Annotated in this window: 25 protein-coding genes; 5 read left to right on the top strand and 20 right to left on the bottom strand. The window is 43.5% G+C overall.

The features are described 5' to 3' along the window. Window positions 1–147 precede the first annotated feature (147 nt). Both AACT19_RS15040 and gltS read left to right on the top strand, forming a co-directional pair. A complete protein-coding gene (locus AACT19_RS15040) occupies window positions 148–1521 on the top strand; it encodes a patatin-like phospholipase family protein (RefSeq protein ID WP_076647047.1) in 1374 nt (457 codons plus the stop codon). 77 nt (window positions 1522–1598) lie between these two features. Beyond that, entirely contained in the window at window positions 1599–2822 is a 1224-nt protein-coding gene (gene gltS, locus AACT19_RS15035; protein ID WP_017078222.1) for a sodium/glutamate symporter, read from the top strand. 173 nt (window positions 2823–2995) lie between these two features. On the opposite strand, the gene AACT19_RS15030 is transcribed toward gltS, so the two are convergent. The 3 genes from AACT19_RS15030 to AACT19_RS15020 form a co-directional block, all read right to left on the bottom strand. Beyond that, window positions 2996–3445 (bottom strand): GyrI-like domain-containing protein, encoded by a 450-nt coding sequence (locus AACT19_RS15030; RefSeq protein ID WP_029224136.1) that lies wholly within the window; start codon window positions 3443–3445, stop codon window positions 2996–2998. A 67-nt stretch (window positions 3446–3512) separates the two neighbouring features. Beyond that, window positions 3513–3746, bottom strand: coding sequence for a hypothetical protein (locus AACT19_RS15025; protein WP_004733848.1), 234 nt, complete (start codon window positions 3744–3746; stop codon window positions 3513–3515). Between the two features lie 8 nt (window positions 3747–3754). Further along, window positions 3755–4006 carry a Rho-binding antiterminator gene (locus AACT19_RS15020; protein WP_004733849.1) on the bottom strand — a complete coding sequence of 84 codons (252 nt, stop codon included), beginning with the start codon at window positions 4004–4006 and terminating at the stop codon, window positions 3755–3757. A 244-nt stretch (window positions 4007–4250) separates the two neighbouring features. Here AACT19_RS15020 and AACT19_RS15015 point away from each other — a divergent pair, with 244 nt between their 5' ends. Both AACT19_RS15015 and AACT19_RS15010 read left to right on the top strand, forming a co-directional pair. Next, on the top strand, window positions 4251–4616 hold the full coding sequence (locus AACT19_RS15015; RefSeq protein WP_065678015.1) for a c-type cytochrome: 366 nt from the start codon (window positions 4251–4253) through the stop codon (window positions 4614–4616). A gap of 118 nt (window positions 4617–4734) precedes the next feature. Further along, entirely contained in the window at window positions 4735–5913 is a 1179-nt protein-coding gene (locus AACT19_RS15010) for a BamA/TamA family outer membrane protein (protein ID WP_076647045.1), read from the top strand. Window positions 5914–5982: 69 nt separating this feature from the next. Here the strand turns inward: AACT19_RS15010 and catB are convergent, their stop codons facing one another. The 4 genes from catB to AACT19_RS14990 all read right to left on the bottom strand — a co-directional run bounded on the left by catB (window position 5983) and on the right by AACT19_RS14990 (window position 8719). Then, window positions 5983–6609, bottom strand: coding sequence for a type B chloramphenicol O-acetyltransferase (gene catB / locus AACT19_RS15005; RefSeq protein ID WP_076647043.1), 627 nt, complete (start codon window positions 6607–6609; stop codon window positions 5983–5985). Between the two features lie 93 nt (window positions 6610–6702). After that, entirely contained in the window at window positions 6703–7434 is a 732-nt protein-coding gene (locus AACT19_RS15000; RefSeq protein WP_004733853.1) for a glucose 1-dehydrogenase, read from the bottom strand. Window positions 7435–7522: 88 nt separating this feature from the next. Next, window positions 7523–7906, bottom strand: coding sequence for a nuclear transport factor 2 family protein (locus AACT19_RS14995; protein ID WP_076647041.1), 384 nt, complete (start codon window positions 7904–7906; stop codon window positions 7523–7525). 96 nt (window positions 7907–8002) lie between these two features. After that, window positions 8003–8719, bottom strand: a complete 717-nt coding sequence (locus tag AACT19_RS14990) for an HAD family hydrolase (protein WP_076647039.1) — start codon at window positions 8717–8719, stop codon at window positions 8003–8005. 253 nt (window positions 8720–8972) lie between these two features. On the opposite strand from AACT19_RS14990, the gene AACT19_RS14985 reads away from it, so the two are divergent. Then, the gene (locus AACT19_RS14985) at window positions 8973–9305 is read left to right on the top strand and encodes a PBPRA1643 family SWIM/SEC-C metal-binding motif protein (RefSeq protein WP_004733856.1); all 333 of its coding nucleotides are present in this window, start codon (window positions 8973–8975) and stop codon (window positions 9303–9305) included. Window positions 9306–9417: 112 nt separating this feature from the next. Here AACT19_RS14985 and AACT19_RS14980 read toward each other — a convergent pair whose 3' ends face one another. From AACT19_RS14980 to AACT19_RS14920, 13 genes are all read right to left on the bottom strand, one after another. Then, entirely contained in the window at window positions 9418–9660 is a 243-nt protein-coding gene (locus AACT19_RS14980; RefSeq protein ID WP_029222243.1) for a hypothetical protein, read from the bottom strand. Window positions 9661–9792: 132 nt separating this feature from the next. Beyond that, a complete protein-coding gene (locus AACT19_RS14975; RefSeq protein WP_017090678.1) occupies window positions 9793–10308 on the bottom strand; it encodes an adenylate kinase in 516 nt (171 codons plus the stop codon). A gap of 266 nt (window positions 10309–10574) precedes the next feature. Further along, window positions 10575–11033, bottom strand: a complete 459-nt coding sequence (locus AACT19_RS14970) for a DUF302 domain-containing protein (protein WP_029406454.1) — start codon at window positions 11031–11033, stop codon at window positions 10575–10577. Between the two features lie 151 nt (window positions 11034–11184). Next, entirely contained in the window at window positions 11185–12189 is a 1005-nt protein-coding gene (locus tag AACT19_RS14965; protein ID WP_017080542.1) for a S66 family peptidase, read from the bottom strand. A 139-nt stretch (window positions 12190–12328) separates the two neighbouring features. Further along, a complete protein-coding gene (locus AACT19_RS14960; RefSeq protein ID WP_004733861.1) occupies window positions 12329–12586 on the bottom strand; it encodes a hypothetical protein in 258 nt (85 codons plus the stop codon). A gap of 198 nt (window positions 12587–12784) precedes the next feature. Continuing rightward, on the bottom strand, window positions 12785–13177 hold the full coding sequence (locus tag AACT19_RS14955; protein WP_076647037.1) for a hypothetical protein: 393 nt from the start codon (window positions 13175–13177) through the stop codon (window positions 12785–12787). 122 nt (window positions 13178–13299) lie between these two features. Next, window positions 13300–13881, bottom strand: coding sequence for an HD domain-containing protein (locus AACT19_RS14950; RefSeq protein ID WP_076647035.1), 582 nt, complete (start codon window positions 13879–13881; stop codon window positions 13300–13302). A gap of 67 nt (window positions 13882–13948) precedes the next feature. Beyond that, complete coding sequence (locus tag AACT19_RS14945; RefSeq protein WP_017083604.1) at window positions 13949–14356, bottom strand: GNAT family N-acetyltransferase; 408 nt, start codon at window positions 14354–14356, stop codon at window positions 13949–13951. A gap of 85 nt (window positions 14357–14441) precedes the next feature. Further along, window positions 14442–14864 carry a GNAT family N-acetyltransferase gene (locus AACT19_RS14940; RefSeq protein ID WP_076647033.1) on the bottom strand — a complete coding sequence of 141 codons (423 nt, stop codon included), beginning with the start codon at window positions 14862–14864 and terminating at the stop codon, window positions 14442–14444. A 52-nt stretch (window positions 14865–14916) separates the two neighbouring features. Continuing rightward, window positions 14917–15333, bottom strand: a complete 417-nt coding sequence (locus tag AACT19_RS14935; protein ID WP_009846821.1) for a VOC family protein — start codon at window positions 15331–15333, stop codon at window positions 14917–14919. 121 nt (window positions 15334–15454) lie between these two features. Further along, on the bottom strand, window positions 15455–15796 hold the full coding sequence (locus AACT19_RS14930; protein ID WP_076647031.1) for a VOC family protein: 342 nt from the start codon (window positions 15794–15796) through the stop codon (window positions 15455–15457). Window positions 15797–15885: 89 nt separating this feature from the next. Beyond that, window positions 15886–16356, bottom strand: coding sequence for a GNAT family N-acetyltransferase (locus AACT19_RS14925; protein WP_076647029.1), 471 nt, complete (start codon window positions 16354–16356; stop codon window positions 15886–15888). 55 nt (window positions 16357–16411) lie between these two features. Then, window positions 16412–16756, bottom strand: a complete 345-nt coding sequence (locus AACT19_RS14920; protein ID WP_004733869.1) for a hypothetical protein — start codon at window positions 16754–16756, stop codon at window positions 16412–16414. Window positions 16757–16800 lie beyond the last annotated feature (44 nt).

The raw sequence follows: 16800 nt of genomic DNA, 5'->3' as shown, positions 1-16800 counted from the left end.
GACTGTAAACAGTTCTAAATAAGCTTAATCACCTCTAGATTGTTATGAAAATCGTGACACTGAATTACAGGTGACGCCATTGATGGCATATTAGATATCAACGAAAATAGCCTTTCACTCAACCTCAACGTTAGTTTGAAATGCGCTATGCCAAAAAACAAAGTGAACACGTTCAACACACCTAGTCCCGATTTTAAAGGGTTCGCGAAAGTTTCACTGTTAGTGGCCTTCTCGCTTGCCCTTTCAGGCTGTAGCGCGAAAAACAAAGCAACCAACACAGGCCAATCTGCCGCGCAGCAGAATCAAGCCTACACGGCGAAGAGTTTCAATAAACCCAATAGCAAAGTCACGTTAATCCTCTCTTTTTCTGGTGGCGGCACACGTGCGGCAGCGCTCTCATATGGCGTGTTGCAAGCATTGCGCGACACCAACATCCAAATCGATGGTGAAACGGTTAACCTGTTAGATGAAGTCGATATGATCAGCTCGGTATCCGGTGGCAGCTTTACCGCCGCCTATTATGGTATCTATGGCGACCAGATATTCGAAGATTACGAAGAAGCATTCCTTTATCATGAAGTCTCAAAAGACCTGTTTTCCATCCTTTTATCTCCCAGTTATTGGTTCTCGTACGCCACTAGAACAGACAAAGCCACCGACTATTACAAAGCCAACATCTTTGGTGAAAGCACGTTTGCCGACATGCACCGAGAAAATGCGCCCTACATTGTGATTAACGCAACTGACATTTCAACGGGTTCGCGTTTTTCATTCACACAAGAGTACTTTGACCTGATTTGCTCAGATTTAAACAACTATTCCGTGTCTAGCTCGGTGGCCGCCTCTTCTGCTGTCCCTTTTGTATTTACTCCTGTCGTGCTTGAGAACAGAAATGACTGCGACAAAACAGAACACACAAAACCGTCATTCGACGCCACCAGTTACCGCAACCGAAATCTGATCAAATCGTTAGAGTCATATAGCAATAAGGATGATGTGAGTTATCTCCACCTTGTGGATGGCGGGATTACTGACAACCTCGGTTTACTGTCGGTGTATGAGATGTCTGAATACTTGCGTTACAACGACAACGAAGAGCTGAAAAACTTGTACGACACCCAGCACGCGCGTCCTATTGTGATCATTTCGGTTGATGCATCGACGAACCCAGAATCTGGCATTGGAGAGTCAATTGAAGCGCCTTCCATGAAACAAACGGTGGACGTCATCACCGATATCCAGCTGCATCGCTATAACGACACAACAAAAGATTTGATCGTTGACGAGTTGCAGTCTTGGTCGGAGCTGGCCTCTCATCAAGGTCGTAAGGTTTCTCCCCACTTCATTGAGATCAGCTTGAATAAATCAGACAACAGTGCCAAGCGATACTTACTCAATCAAATTCCGACGGACTTTATGATAGACAAAGAAAACGTCGACCTATTGATTGAAGAAGGTAACAAACAACTTGTTGCCGATCCGGAATTTCAAAACTTCTTATCATTTGAATATAATAAATGATGCTAATCTAGTTGCTTATTAAAGCGCAATCTGCCAATCAAAAATCACGTCATAATTTCACCTTTACAAGGATCACTATGGAATTTGAAAACAACATCTTACATCTCGGGTCATTCTTTGCAGTGACCATGGGGATCGTGGTTCTATTTATCGGTCGGAGGCTCAATCAGGTCATCGGTTTTTTGAAAGAGTTCAGTATTCCTGAACCTGTCTCTGGCGGGATTTTGGCATCGCTCCTGTTCGCGGCTCTTTACGCGACGACCTCAATTGAAGTGCAGTTTGATCTGTTTGCTCGCGATGTATTATTGGTCTACTTCTTTACCACGATTGGTATTAACTCAAGTTTGAAAGACCTGTTCAAAGGCGGAAAGCCCTTGGTCATTTTGCTAGCAATCACTATCTTCTTCATGATCATGCAGAACATCGTCGGTATTTCTGTCGCATCAATGTTTGGCCTAGAGCCTGTCTTTGGTCTACTCAGCGGAAGTATTTCACTGATTGGCGGACATGGCACCGCGATTGCTTGGGCACCCAAGGTTGCAGAAGAATTCGGCCTAGAAAGCGCAATGGAAATTGGTATCGCCAGTGCAACGTTCGGGCTGATTTTAGCCAGCCTTATGGGCGGTCCTATTGCAAAGTTTCTCATCAAGCGTCATAACCTCAAACCTACCGATGAGCAATCAGGCTCAATCGATTCAAATGCCAAAAAGCAACAACAAGCCCTCACATCATTTCAATTTTTGGACGCCGTATTAGCGATCCATATTTGTGTCATTGTCGGCGCGTTGCTTAATGAATTGATCAGTCAAACAGGATTACAGCTTCCATTGTTCGTATCGTGCTTGTTTGCGGGTATCGTGATCACCAACGTAATGCCAGACTCCTACCCTAGAATCTCGGGCGCAAAATGGCCGACACGCTCGCCCGCTATCGACCTAATTGCTGAAATCTCCCTGGGTACATTTTTGGCGATGTCATTAATGAGCATGCAGCTTTGGACGCTCATTGACTTGGCGGGTCCTATCTTCGCGATATTGGCAATGCAGCTGCTACTGGCCGTGATAATCAATATCTTCATCGTGTTCCCGTCAATGGGTAAGACCTATGATGCGGCTGTTGTATGTGCTGGGTTCGGAGGGATTTCGTTAGGTTCAACACCGACAGCCATGGCGAACATGTCGGCAGTAAGTCAGAAGTATGGGCATTCAGCACAAGCCTTCATCATCGTGCCATTGGTATGCGCGTTCTTCATTGATTTAGCGAACGCCCTGATTATTCCTTACTTCATGAGAATGATGTAGCTGACCTTTGTTAAGACGGTGCACCACAATTTGTTAAAGCGGTGTACCGCAATTTATTTAGGCGGTGTACCCCAATTCATTAAAGCGGTGTACCCCAATAAAAAGAGCCGCTCGTACAGAGCGGCTCTTTTGCTAATGACTCAATTTGACTATCACTAACGACAACCCAAAGCTTATTGAATCGCTATCGAAATCTCGACTTCAGTTTCGCCTTTGTAAAATTCAAAGTCTGTCGTGTAAGTTCGAACATGTGGGCAATCCGCTGCGTTGAAATACGCCCATACTTCACCCCATAGGTCGATCACAGCTTGAGGGAGTTCACCTTCAGCAGAAAACGTTAAGTATTTGCCTGCTTGTATTTCGGTTTCGACAAGCGCATCTAAATTGTTATCGGTGAGTGCGCTAGTACAAGCGATGACATCAAATTCACCCGTAAAGTCAGACTCGTAATTGGTGTAGACACCATACACTTTTGAATCCGGCGTTAATTTTGGAAACGCTTGGTCAAAAAAGCCCTGCCACAATTGCCCTATCTTGGCTTTGGCTGGGTCAATCTCATCGGTATTAGTGGTTCTTACTGAAAAACCATACGCCTTTACGGCTTCAATCGTTTCTACTTTCATTCGTTTTATTCCTAAGCCAATTGACGATCTAACTGTATTGAATCCAATGTTTTGTAAAATAACGCGACTAATCTTGTATCTCTTTATGGCCACACTTTTCACAGACAAGGTGACGAGAAAACTCATCCATTGACGCGATAAACGGGCCAAGGAACCAACCTTTTATCATGCCTGCCCAAAACTCGCTTCGCTTTTGGTTAGGTTTGTCTGCAAACGCACTCGTCTTTCTGACCAACACAACAACATGTTGTGTGTCTTCTCTGCACGCGGTGCAATAGCATTGTTCTATGGTGTTATTCATTTGAAAGCCTATGACGTTTTGAATGAAATCTGCTGAAAATGAGGATTGTCGACACAGACTTCTAGTGTGGAAAGATCAGTGAGTACGACAAGTTGTTCTACACCTTGAATACTGACCTTAATGCACTCTTCACGGCTATCATTGCGTTGAGTATCTAATCCGACACATTCAATCTGCTCGCCAGACTTCAGCGTTAATTTGATTGGGTATCGGTGCATACACACAATCTCAATATAATCGTAATCGTTGCAACTAATCATAATACCCCTCCAATTCATCCACCACGCTAATGCGACACGCCATACTATGCAATATGCATATAATCAATCATTTACCCAAGTCACATTGATGTTCGTCCGAAACTAAACTTGCTTCTAATCCTATTTCTAAACTTGCTTCTAAACCTACTTCTAAACTTAGCTTAATCCCGCTTTACCCATTCACGTTTCTTCTACTCACGCCTGCTTATTCTTTTATTGTTAAATAATAATCGAGAACAAAACAATGAAAACCATGAACCATTTACACGTGTTAGCTTTTTTAGGTTTAGTCGCTTCAATGATGACGTTTAATGCGAGTGCCGCCTCAGAAATCGATGCGAGGCACTTTGCCAATGGTAAAGCCAAATACACGCAGCTTTGTCGGGTGTGTCATGGCGACAAAGGACACGGTGATGGCCCCACTGCCGCTTCATTGCCACACAAGCCCGCCAATATCGCTAATAAACTAGGCGGCTTTTTTACCAGTCCAAGTTCTTTGGCGGATGACATTTTAGAAGGTAACGTAGAACAAGGTATGCCAGCGTGGAAAGGGACAATTACCAAGCAAGATGCTCTGGATATTCTGACGTACGTAGAAACTATCCAATAGTAAACGCTGTTCCATTCGCCTTTTGAACAGATATATCGGTTAATACTCCTCGTTCTATTGCGCTATCTATTTGATTGATTACACTCAATTTAATGGATAGTGAATAATACGGAATGTTATGAACTTTAAACCTTTAGCACTAAGTAGCCTGATACTTTTTTCTACGGCGACACACGCCGTCAGCTTTATCGATGAAATTGATGGCCAACTCGATATGGGAGAATACCTCGCAGAAAATGCCTACGGTTTTCTTCCTGTTCCAATTCTAATTACAGAGCCTGCGGTAGGATACGGTGGCGGCTTCACTGGTATCTTCATGCACGAATCTGAAGAGCAAAAAAACACACGTAAAGAACTCGCCGAAAAATCCATCGATGGTGGCGCGCAGCTTCTCACCCCTGCAATTACTGCGATTGGCGGCTTTGCGACAGAGAATGGCACTTGGATGGCGTTTGTTGGTCACAAGCGCAGTTGGAATGAGGACTCTATACGCTACCTTGGTGGATTAGGTTATGGCGATATCAACATGACCTTTTATAGACAAAGCTCTCCGAACGCCTTGTCTCCACTCGATCCAAACGAAGGTGTTGAGCTAGGACTCAAAGGCATGGGCGGGATACAGAAACTCCAATTTAGAGTACCTGACTCCCAATGGTTACTGGGTTTTTCTCAACAGTTCTTCGCACCAACACTCTCACTTAATAATCATCCTAAAGCGCAAGAAATCTTAAACAACATTGGCAACACGTCACCGACCTCTTCCGGTTTGGGTCTAATCGCCGAGTACGACAGCAAGAACAGCTTCTTGAATCCGACGCAAGGCTACAACTATGTCGCGGAATACCTTTGGTTTGGTGATGCCATTGGCAGTGATTACACCTATCAAACGTTTAATTTGGAAGGGCTGAACTATTGGGAGTTAAACAAGGAGTGGAATTTAGCGTTGCGAGGACAGTACAAATCATTGTCGACCAATGAACGCGTGCTTTCCCCTCAATATTACCCAGACATTGAACTGAGAGGTATCGCCCGCAATCGCTATCAAGGTGAACACACGGTCGCGGCAGAAGTTCAAGTAAGCAAACAGTGGACACCACGTTGGTCAACCGCGGTGTTTACGGGAATTGGCTATGCGGGTGACAGCGATAAAGACATGTTTGATCAAAGCTCTCACGCTGCTTATGGCGTCGGTTTCCGATACCTTATAGCAAGACGCTATGGTTTGATTTCAGGGATTGATATTGCGTTCAGTGAAGAAGATACCGCCCTCTACTTCCAAGTCGGTGCTGGTATCTAATTCATTACGCTGTGCTTACCCGGTAAACTAAAGCGACAACGATGAGACAAAGTGCTCAGGTAACAGCGATTACTTAAGCGCTTTCCAATATTGATAAAGCCCATCGATATCTGAAGAGCACATCAACGACATTGCGCCTTTGATTTGTTCTTCGCTCCACTCCCACCATTTCATTTCTAACAACTTAGCAATTTCAGTTTCATTGAAACGATAGCGGATGTGACGCGCAGGGTTTGAACCCACAATCGAGTATGGCGCAACGTCTTTAGTCACAACTGCTCGACTTGCGATGATGGCTCCGTCACCGACCTTAACACCACTCATGATCATGGCTTCTGTGCCAATCCACACATCGTTACCAATCACGGTATCACCCGAGCGTTCAAAGCCGTCTATCGCGCCTTCAAACTTCTCATCGTCTTGATAGAAGAACGGGAAGGTACTCACCCATTGATTTTGGTGGCCTTGGTTGCCCGCCATCATGAAGACTGCGCCAGAACCAATCGAACAATAGCTACCGATGATCAGCTTATCGATGTCGGTTCTATCCGGTAATAGGTAACGCGCACAGTCATCAAAACTGTGGTTATGGTAATAACCCGAGTAATAGCTGTGCTCGCCCACGATGATGTTTGGGTTGGTCACTTGTTCTTTGAGTGACTTTCCGACAAATGGACTTTCAAAATAGTTTTTCATGTTTGTACTCTTAGTTTCGTTCTTTTAGTTAGGTACTTTTGTTGCGTGTTTATGGTTTTTACTGGTCTATCTTAGTGTAAAAGCTAACGAGCCCTATCGCCCGCCCGCAATATCAATGAATGATCCAGTTACATAAGAAGCTTCGTCTGACAGTAACCACGCGATAGAGTTAGCGACTTCTTCTGGCGTGCCACCTCGTTGTAACGGCAGTTGCGAAGCTAGTCTGTCTACGCGATCTGGCTCTCCGCCGTCTGCGTGCATTTCAGTGTAGATACAACCTGGCCTTACACCATTCACTCGGATATTGCGTGAAGCCAATTCAAGCGATAAGCCTTTGGTCAGTGAATCCATCGCACCTTTGGATGCTGCGTAATCCACATACTCAAACGGTGCACCTGTGCGAGAAGCGGCAGACGATACATTCACAATCGAACCCGCGCCATCAGCTTGTTTGATAAAGGCTTTACTGCACAGAAAGCAGCTTGATACGTTGGACTTCATCACCTTTTCAAAGCGATCCAATTCAATATCAACCAATGGTGACTGGGTAAACAAGATCCCGGCATTATTGACCAAATGAGTCACTGGGCCTAGCTTGTTACGAGCAATCTCGAACAAAGATTTCACATCCGATTCAACAGACACATCCGCCCGCACGCTTATCGCGGTTCCGCCTTGTTCGCGAATCTCGTTCACTAGATCTTCAGCTCGCGACTCATTGTGTATAAAGTTAACGCATACGGCATAGCCTTTACTGGCCAACAATTTAGACGTCGCTGCGCCAATACCTCGGCTTCCGCCTGTTACAATCACTACCTTGCTCAATGAAACCTCCTAATGCCACTTGTTTGTTATAACCTGATTTTTCGATGAAACCTGATTTTTCGTTACAAACTGATCGTATCGATACAAACTAATTACTCGATACAACCTGAACCCACTGCGATCGCCACGCCGGCGCTTCGAATGGGTCTGGCCAAAACTCAGTTTGTTTTTGAATTAAACCATCAAAAACTGTGTGAAAGGTAATCACTCGGTCTTTCAATACACTGTCAGTAACCGAAACGTCCGTTACTACCGTATCTCCTTCACAGACAATCGAATTGAGGGTGAATTCCCAAACACCATTGGCTGGGTATTCAGAGTTGATTGCCGTAAAGTTATCGCGCCCTACCGTCAATTCAGACGACTGCGGCCAATAGCCTTCAAAATCTGCGGCTAGCCATTCACTTGTCTTTGCAAAATCATTACTGCGCATTGCATCCCAAAATCCTAATACCACTTCTTTTGGTGTCATTATTCTTCCTTAAAATCGTTCAGTTATAACGAATTTTTTACATAGCTATTTAGGCACCTGAAGACATCGCTTTAAGCGTACTTAAGCAGTATACCTCTATGCGTACTTACCGATGATCGTTAAAAGATCATCGACATGGTTGGCAATGTAATCGGGCTTGGTTTGCCAATTTTCAGGTTCAGATCGGCTATAACCGGCGGCCACGGCAATCACTTTTGCGTTCTTACCCAATGCTGCTTCAATATTGCGAGCAAACTGTGTGTCCGCTTCATGGTCACCGATGTACATCAAACAAAGCTCGTTAGACGGATCGGCGCCAAATATGTTCTCAACACATTTCACGCCACCAAACGGGTGTGGCTTTTGGTGGCCGTTCGAGACATCGTCATAGCCCACTACCGATTTAAACAAATCGCCAATGCCATAACTGTCGAGTACACCACGAATATTCAATTGAGAGTTTTGAGAACAGATCCCATGAGGAAGATGAGCAAACTGACTTACCACAGTGTTCATCCCGTCAAACAAGGCGACAGCAGTTTGGTTTTTCTCTTGATGCTCTGCCCACATTCCACCGGCGATCAACATTTCGTCATGCGATAGGCCGTAATAATCGACATATAAAGCTTGCCAGTTTTTAGCACCGTGGTTGGCTTCGTGATAAAGCGTTTCGCTCAGCAGATATTTAGGTAAGTTCTCACCTGATAAGTGTGGCGCGACCACAGAGATAATATCTTTAGTAATTGCGATATTCTTTGGAACTGAATTCACTAAGGTTCCATCGTAATCCCACAGGATGGCATCTAACTTCATGGGGTATCTCGTTGTTTAAATTGACGATTTCAATTTATCACTTGAGGCCCTGTTAAGGGAAATCTTATTGTCTTGAGTTTCAAAATTAGTCCAATTAGAACAAAGCAATAAAACAAATAATTGCTAGCAAACAAAAACCAACAATCTTTACTCACATCACTGCTTTATCAATTGGAATATATGCGTATAATCCCCCGCTCTATAACGCTACCTAGCATAGGAATAGCGTCATCCCAAATTTTGTGAGTACCCAATGTCGAAACTATTTTTCAAAGGCCGTATCGAAACAAGACAGAACCACGTTCTTGCTGGCTACAATGTAAACCGCGATGTTAAAGTGGGTACTGAAGAGTCACCAGTTGCTGTAATGGTTCAAACTGAAGCTCGTAAAGCAGAAGTTGAAGCAATCGCGGCCGAGCATTCAATCTTTGTTACTGTATCTGTTGATGCAACTAAAGAAGAAAACACGCTTGAGTTCGACACGTTGCTAAACAAGCCAAAAACAATGACGTTCGAAAAGACACCTAACCGTAACGACCCATGTTCTTGCGGTAGCGGTAAGAAATACAAGAAGTGTTGTGCATAAGGCTTCTCACTCAAACTGCCAATAGCACGATGAGTTAAGTAATACCTAACGGGAAGATCATTGAGGTCTTCCCGTTTTTATTTGCCTAAGCCAAACTCACAAACTCACAAACTCAGTCTAGGTTGTCTGGTGTATTCAGATATGTTCCACATTGGGTACATTTGTAATCACCTGTCGCGCCCGAACCTGTTACACCAAAAGATAGAAGCTCCGATAAAATTCGTTGGAGTAAGCTCGGTTCTTTATCTTCAGCTTGTGGTGCCTTTTGCACTTGGCTACTGAACATCGTGTACCTATGCAGTGTAAGTTCCTTACAGTTACAGCAGAACGCTCTCGTCTTCTCACTTCCATACATAATATCTATAGCCTTAACTCAAAGCACAAATTAAACACATGGCAAATATGCCACATGTTGAATTAAATCTAAATATTTTCATGAAGTTATGAGCAAATTAAAGCGTTTCAAAGAAAGGTAAGCTCTCACCTGTTAAGTGACGTGTTGGCGGACAAAGTTATTCAATTCACTCACGCTTCTGATGATGTGAACCTCTTTCTCTTTTGCGCGTAATTCTAACCGTGCTCTAAAGTCGTCATTCCAAAATTTCGGGCACAGTTTTAGTGTCTTGTAACTTTGTATCGTGCCTTTTATCACTGAGCTTCCATCAGGCCAGCCTTCAGGTTTAACGAACAACCCTTTGAGCATTCGCTTGGTAACAAACCAGTAGCTAATTGGATAAGGAAGGTCGATATAAACCAAAGTATCTGCGGCTTCTAAACGTGTGTTGAATGAGCCTAGAGGGCCAAAACCATCGATGATCCAGCTTTCAGAATTGATTATGTTGTCGTGTGCTAGGTCGAACACTTCACGCTCAACAAACTCTCCGTTGGCCTTATAAACAATAGAGTCCAACTGGTGAAGCTCTATGCCTGTAGCTAGTGCTAACGCTTTGCTGATTGTGGACTTTCCACTCCCAGGCTTGCCAAAAACCGCGACCTTTTTCATATGACTTCCTCTATTCAGATAAAACCCATAAGACAGCGACAAAAAACCCACCTTACGGGTGGGTTCGATAAACAAAGCGCATCAAAAATCCCACCATTCCTATGGAATGATGATAATTCGTTGGTTAGATGACGCTAAATTCAGTTTCATAAAACTACTTTTATATATTGTTGCTTAGTTGTCAATGCAGCCAAACGTTGATTGGGAAGCTATATCATCGTCAAGTCGCACCCATTAATGGTCTAAATGAGTGCTTATTGGCTCGGTTATTCAGCTTTCGCCACTGTCGCTTCTGAAAGCTTGCTTAGTACACCCGATATCTTCTTAACCACTTCGTCACAGCCATTGATTGCGTGACGCTCTACCAAGTAATTAGGATCGTTGTAAGATAGCCATACTTCTTTATTAGAATCCTCAGTGACTAATACCTTCTGCGGTAAATCTATCGCGACATCTTGAGCGCATTGCATTAATGGTGTCCCTACTTTTGGGTTACCAAAGATGATGACTTCCGTTGGTCTCAATTCAAGACCAACCTTACTCGCGTTTTTCTGATGGTCGATTCTCGCAAACAAGGTCAAACCTTTGCTTTTGGCGATTTCTTCAAAGCGGTCAGCGGTCTCTTTCACTGAGTAATTACTTTGGTATTTAATCAAACCATCAGAAGCCGCAGCTGAAAATGATGCCGAGAGTAAAATGGCGCATAGTGGTAGTAATTTTTTCATCGTCACCTCTGAGATTTAGCCTAATCAAACTTACATTCATAGCGCCACTTCTTAAATCAGTGACGTAACCCATGTCAGTATAGACGCGTTTCCATTCTCAGTTTGCAGAGAGGATCACTTTTCTAATGCGTCTTATTATCATCAGTTTAGGCTAATTCGACGCTAACCATTGGCTTTGAAGCTTGAATGTCTGGTCATCAAAATCGATGGTACCTTGCACACCTAGTGGAGTGACTAGCATAGGGTGAGTGTGGCAACTGTCGAAACCATACAGGATCGGGACATTTTTACCGTTCAGCACTTCAATAAGTACATCGAGTGGTGTTCGCCCTGTCCCTTTGTCATCAAACAGTTCATGTTTGCCAAGCACAAGCGCACCTACTTTATCGAATACTCCGCAAGCCAATAAGTGTGCGGATGAACGCTCGACCGCTTCAATGCCTTTTAGCGAATCTTCAATAAGCAGAATATCGCCAGACTGAATTTCTGGCATGTATTCGCTGCCCCAAATCCCGGCCATTGTACTCAAGTTGCCACCAATCACGCGACCGCTTACTTGACCTCTTCCCATGAAGTGCCATTCGTTATTGTAAACTGGCTTTGCCGAATCTTGAGTTTCCCAATCGTGTTTAATGTCCGTCCAACTCTCAGGCATCGTGTACTGGTGTTGGTGTGAATCCGAACATAAAATGTCAGTAAACGATTGGAAGGTTTCGTCGACTAATGGCGGGAACTCACCAAATGACGCAACAAGTGCCGGGCCATAGAAAGTCACCAATCCAGTTTTGGCGTAGATGCCTAACAGTAATGCGGTGGCATCTGAATAGCCGATAATAATCTTGGGGTCATTTCTTAAGGCGTCATAATCGATGTATGGCAACAGTGAGTTGCTGTTGTTACCACCAATGGTCGACATAATGCAGCGTACGTCAGGATCTCGAATGAGCTGATTGAGTTCTTCGGCTCGCGCTTGAATGGAACCAGAACGATACCCTTCTGACTCTCCAGTTAACGAACCTTCAACTAGAATGAAGCCCTGCTTTTCCAAATAACGTTTAGCACGAGCAAATCGATTAGGTGCAAAGACCGTTGCGGGCGATGACGGTGAGAAAAATCCGATTTTGTCACCGATATTTAAAGCTTTTGGGTATATCACTCGTTTGTCCTCCATAACAAAATAGGAATAATACGCCTGATTGAAACTCACTAATTATTAAAGCGAACGAGTTCTTTAAGCGAGTTGATTTCGGGACTAGAGCTCGAAAATTAGGGTTGAATCAAATTGTCATACTCTATTAATGCCACGACTTAGTCCCGCATTTTTCACACTGGTATTCGTAATCACTGTCGACATAAAAACCAGGAACATTATGATCACCTTTAAACAATAACGTCATCAGGTACTCCATCAACACGCCTAGCTTCCATTGTTTCTTTTCAGATTCAGCGTCCGCTTTAGATTGAGCATCGGAAGCATTAACAGCAAGGTGCGGGGTAAGTGCGTTGCACTGCTCACAGTGATAAGGGTGTTTAATATACTTATTATCAAGCATTTATATAAGCCAACTAACATTTATAAAGTTGATGCATACTAACAACTTATCACTCGATTCTCGAACTTATTGTTGTCCATTAGAGTTTTATTAGAAAGAAATGAGACACAAGATAATACCATGCGTCATGCATCTACTTTAATTGACGTTGCAGTGTTCAATAGCGAACAAAAAGAGTAACCGTGTATCGTTTGAAATTTAGTTAAGCGCTTTAATTAGAACCGTGTATTTCCACAGGTTTGCTTCATCTTCTCCAAGCTCGATACTTGCTTCTCCACCCTCTTTATCAAGAATAAAAACCGGCATCTCACTACTAGACTCACCGTTTTCATAATCGCATGACATTTTGGCCTCTAATAGAATAGCGTCAGTTTCATGCTTAGAAAGAACACCCGAATAAATGCATTCTTCAGTTTGAGATGAGACTTCCTGATCGAAAGAGTAAAACTTAAAAGGTGGGAAGCTTTGTTTTGATTCGGAATCCTCGACAGTAACCGACACTTGGTAATCGATTGCTTCAATATTGGTATTGGTTGCAAATGCACTACCAGAAACACTAAGCAACAATAAAGCTAAAGCAGTGGTTTTCATGTGGTTCTTATTCCTTTAACAATGGGCTTGCTACGCTGAAGTAACACTATGAATTCCCGAGTTTAATTTAAACGTTGTTAGGTTGAAACTTCTTTGTCATTCCTTGGCAAGATAGTTAACTTTTACTTTAATAACCCTTTGTCCGCAGCCCCTTCAAGTTGCACTTCTAGCTCTTTCCATAGAGCACGACTGCCTTTAGAAATACGCTCGCCATTGAAGGTCAGAACTTTGTCTTTGGATATGTTGTGCTTCTTCCAGCTGTGACCATCACCATGGATGTTATGAAGCAAAGGGGGTACTCTATCGATCGCCTTACCAAATCTGGCTTCCGGTGACTCACCCGCTTCGAACTCAAGCCATAGATCCAAGTACTCGGTGCTTAAATGGCTCGGCAATGATTTCAGCAAACGCTCAACGCAGTTTCTCTCTTTGAGCTTGTTTTCTTCAGTTTCACTGGCATAAATGATGGTGTCTCCGGCATCGATTTCCCCAAGATCATGAATCAGCAACATCTTCATCACTCGCGTAATATCGATCTCTTCATTGGCATAGTCTTTTAACATAAGAGCGCTCAAACAGACATGCCAACTGTGCTCTGCCGAGTTTTCATATCGGTCCAATCCAACTGGTTTTGTTTGTCGATGAACATCCTTTAATTGTTCAATTTCGACCATGAATTGCAGAATGCCTTTGATTTCTTCCACGATGAGCTTCCTTAACTTAAGTTGATGATTTAGCGGTGCGGAGGGTTAACCTAGCGACAGAGAAGCGTTACTCCCAATGAACCGACATTTTGTAATACGCAACACCCGATTTTTCAAATTCAGGGCCTTCTACAGCCATCCCAAACTTTTGATAAAAACCTAAAGCCGTTGTACGCGCATCGCACCAAAAATATTGGATGTTTAAATCTTTGAGGTTAGAGATTGCATGATCAATCACGTTTGAACCGATTCCCTGCCCTTGGAATTCAGGCAGCGTGGCAAACTTTCTCAGCCTCGCTTCATTGCCTTGGATATAGATAGATGCGACACAAACCAACTGCTCACCAATAAACGCGCCGTAATGCGTTGCTTGTTCGTCATCTGGCACCATACAAAACGACATCGGTTTATCAGGCCAAAGCACTTGATGCCTAACCGGAAGTACCTCCGTCGCTGAAAGCTGTTTTATTTCCATATTCTCGGTTTAACTCCCGACTTGATGACCCTTGTTGTAATTGCAGCGCTTGTGATTGCCATGATTATTATTACTAAGCTTATTATTACCAAGCTTGGTACGTCATTAAGTGATAACGCTCTAATCCCTTTCCCTCTGTGGATGAGATAACAAAGCCTTGCGACTGATAAAAGCCAATGGCGTTTTCATTAGCAGTCAAACACTTCAATGTCAGATCAGAGTAATGTTGTTTACAGGTATTGAGTAAAGCAGAGCCTGCCCCAGAACGTAGCATTCGCGGGCAAACATAGAGATGATGGATGAAGCTTTCAGGTTTCCAAATAGAGACAAAACCTAAAACCTTATTGCCAGAAACGGCGACCCATATTTCTTCACCTTCTGTATCTAATTCGAAATCGGATAACTTAAAAGCGTCGGCATCAGCCCAATGAAAGGTGTTCTGTCTTGATTCTAGATAGAGCGCCTGTAAAGCGGTTAAATACTTGGGTTGATACCTTGTGACTTCCATGTCGCTCCTGCCAATCCGTATGACTAGAATTAGGGTTGTTGACTAAGCTTATCTACCTGTTAGCCATAGGATGTTCAGGGTTTAACTGAAGCAGATCCCACAAGTTACCGTAAAGATCTTCAAACACAGCAACGGTACCGTAACCTTGCTCTTTAGGCTCTCGGACAAAGTTTATGCCCAAAGACGTCATGCGTTCGTAATCACGCCAGAAATCATCGGTGTTTAAGAATAGGAATACGCGTCCACCAGCTTGGTTGCCGATGAAATCGTGTTGCTCTGGCTTAGAAGCTCTAGCAAGTAACAGGCTCACACCGGTTGAATTTGGTGGAGCAACAACAACCCAGCGTTTATCTTCTTCTGGTAGATACGTGTCTTCGATGAGATCAAACTTAAGCTTGTTTACATAGAAATCAAGCGCTTCATCGTAGTCTTTTACCACGAGTGCAATGTGGACAATATTCTGTTTCATAACATACCTTGTTGGGGTTTTAGCTGCGTGGAATGATGCCATGAAGCAGGCAAAGACACTAGGTACCTCATCATAAATCGTAGTATCTCGTCCGCCACAATCTAAAAGGTATAGATCATTTTTATTGCCAGAACCCGAGTTCGACGCCACCTTGAATAACAATGGCACACATTCCGTGACGTGGTAACTCCATTGGAGGCACCGCGACTTCGGCGCCTAGTTTCTCGGCTGCATTTACCGCAGACTGAATATCCTCAACCAGCGTGTAATGACGAACAGTTGGTTCTTCAGTTTCACGAAGCGGTACTCGAATGCCTATTACCCCACCATTAGATAGCTTTGCAGTGCGCGCCCCACCAAGGTTCAAATCTGCACCACTGAATTTCACGTTATAGAGCTGAGCGTATGTTGCACAAACAATATCGACATCTGGGGTAACCACTTCAAGATATTGAACTTTCATCAAATTTCCTTTTCGAGTTCTTTAAGACTCTCAATCTGCATACAACTATGCAGGAGTGCTTCATAAAAAAATTAATCGGTTTCATATTACTAAGCGATTTGAACGCGCATGATAAATTGCGGGCCTGCTGCGCCACCTAGATACTGTTCATTGGTATCTTCGAAGCCGCCTTTCTTATAACAGTTGAATGCTGCGGGATTTTTGCAATTCACGGTTAAGTAAATCGACTCATACGCTGAGTAATTCGCTTTTAAATATGGAAACAAAGCCTTCACCGTGCCTGTTCCTAAACCTTTACCTTGTTGGTTTTTATCAAGCACAAAAGCTCTTAGCCCAATGCTTCCTTCAGGGCAAAACTCATAAGAATCTGCGTAAGCGATATCCAGCTTAAAGAAACCCACAACTTCGTTATCAGACTTAATCACGTGCAAGTGCGTGGTTTGACTGCCGTCTAATAAAAACTCTGCAGCTGTGCCAGCGAACTTGACCTGTTCATCGGCTAATTGGATGGCCTGAACTAACGCCACATGTGACTCTTCAAGCCTTTCGATAGTTATCATTGTTGTTCCTTTTTATATAAACCACATAGTCCCTTATTGAGAGGCGGGAGAAGTTCTAACCTCGTAAGCCAATTAGGTTACCAAATGGGTCCTCTACTTGGCACATGATTAGCCCACCTTCTATGGCCATTGGACCACGATATAACGTTGCCCCAATTGACTGAAAATAAACAAGAGATTCTTCAACGCTGTCGACTGACCAATACAGTACTGTTCCTTTTTTACCTGCATTAACTTTATTGTCAGCTTGCACAACTTCAATAGAGAACCCATTAAGATCCAAAACTGTAAAATCAGAATCTGGATGATAAATGGCAACGGCATGTGGAAATGCTTTCTGGTACCAGTTCAGCCCTTCTTCAATATTTGGGACATGGACAAGGATAGCGATTGGACTCAAATTTACCTCTTCTTCGTTGTTACCGATTATTCAGGATAAAACAA

This window comes from Vibrio sp. 10N.222.47.A9 (assembly GCF_963872585.1).
Taxonomy (GTDB): Bacteria; Pseudomonadota; Gammaproteobacteria; order Enterobacterales; family Vibrionaceae; genus Vibrio; species Vibrio splendidus.
Note: the sequence above shows the minus strand (reverse complement) of the source record. Positions and strands in the feature narration are given on the sequence as shown.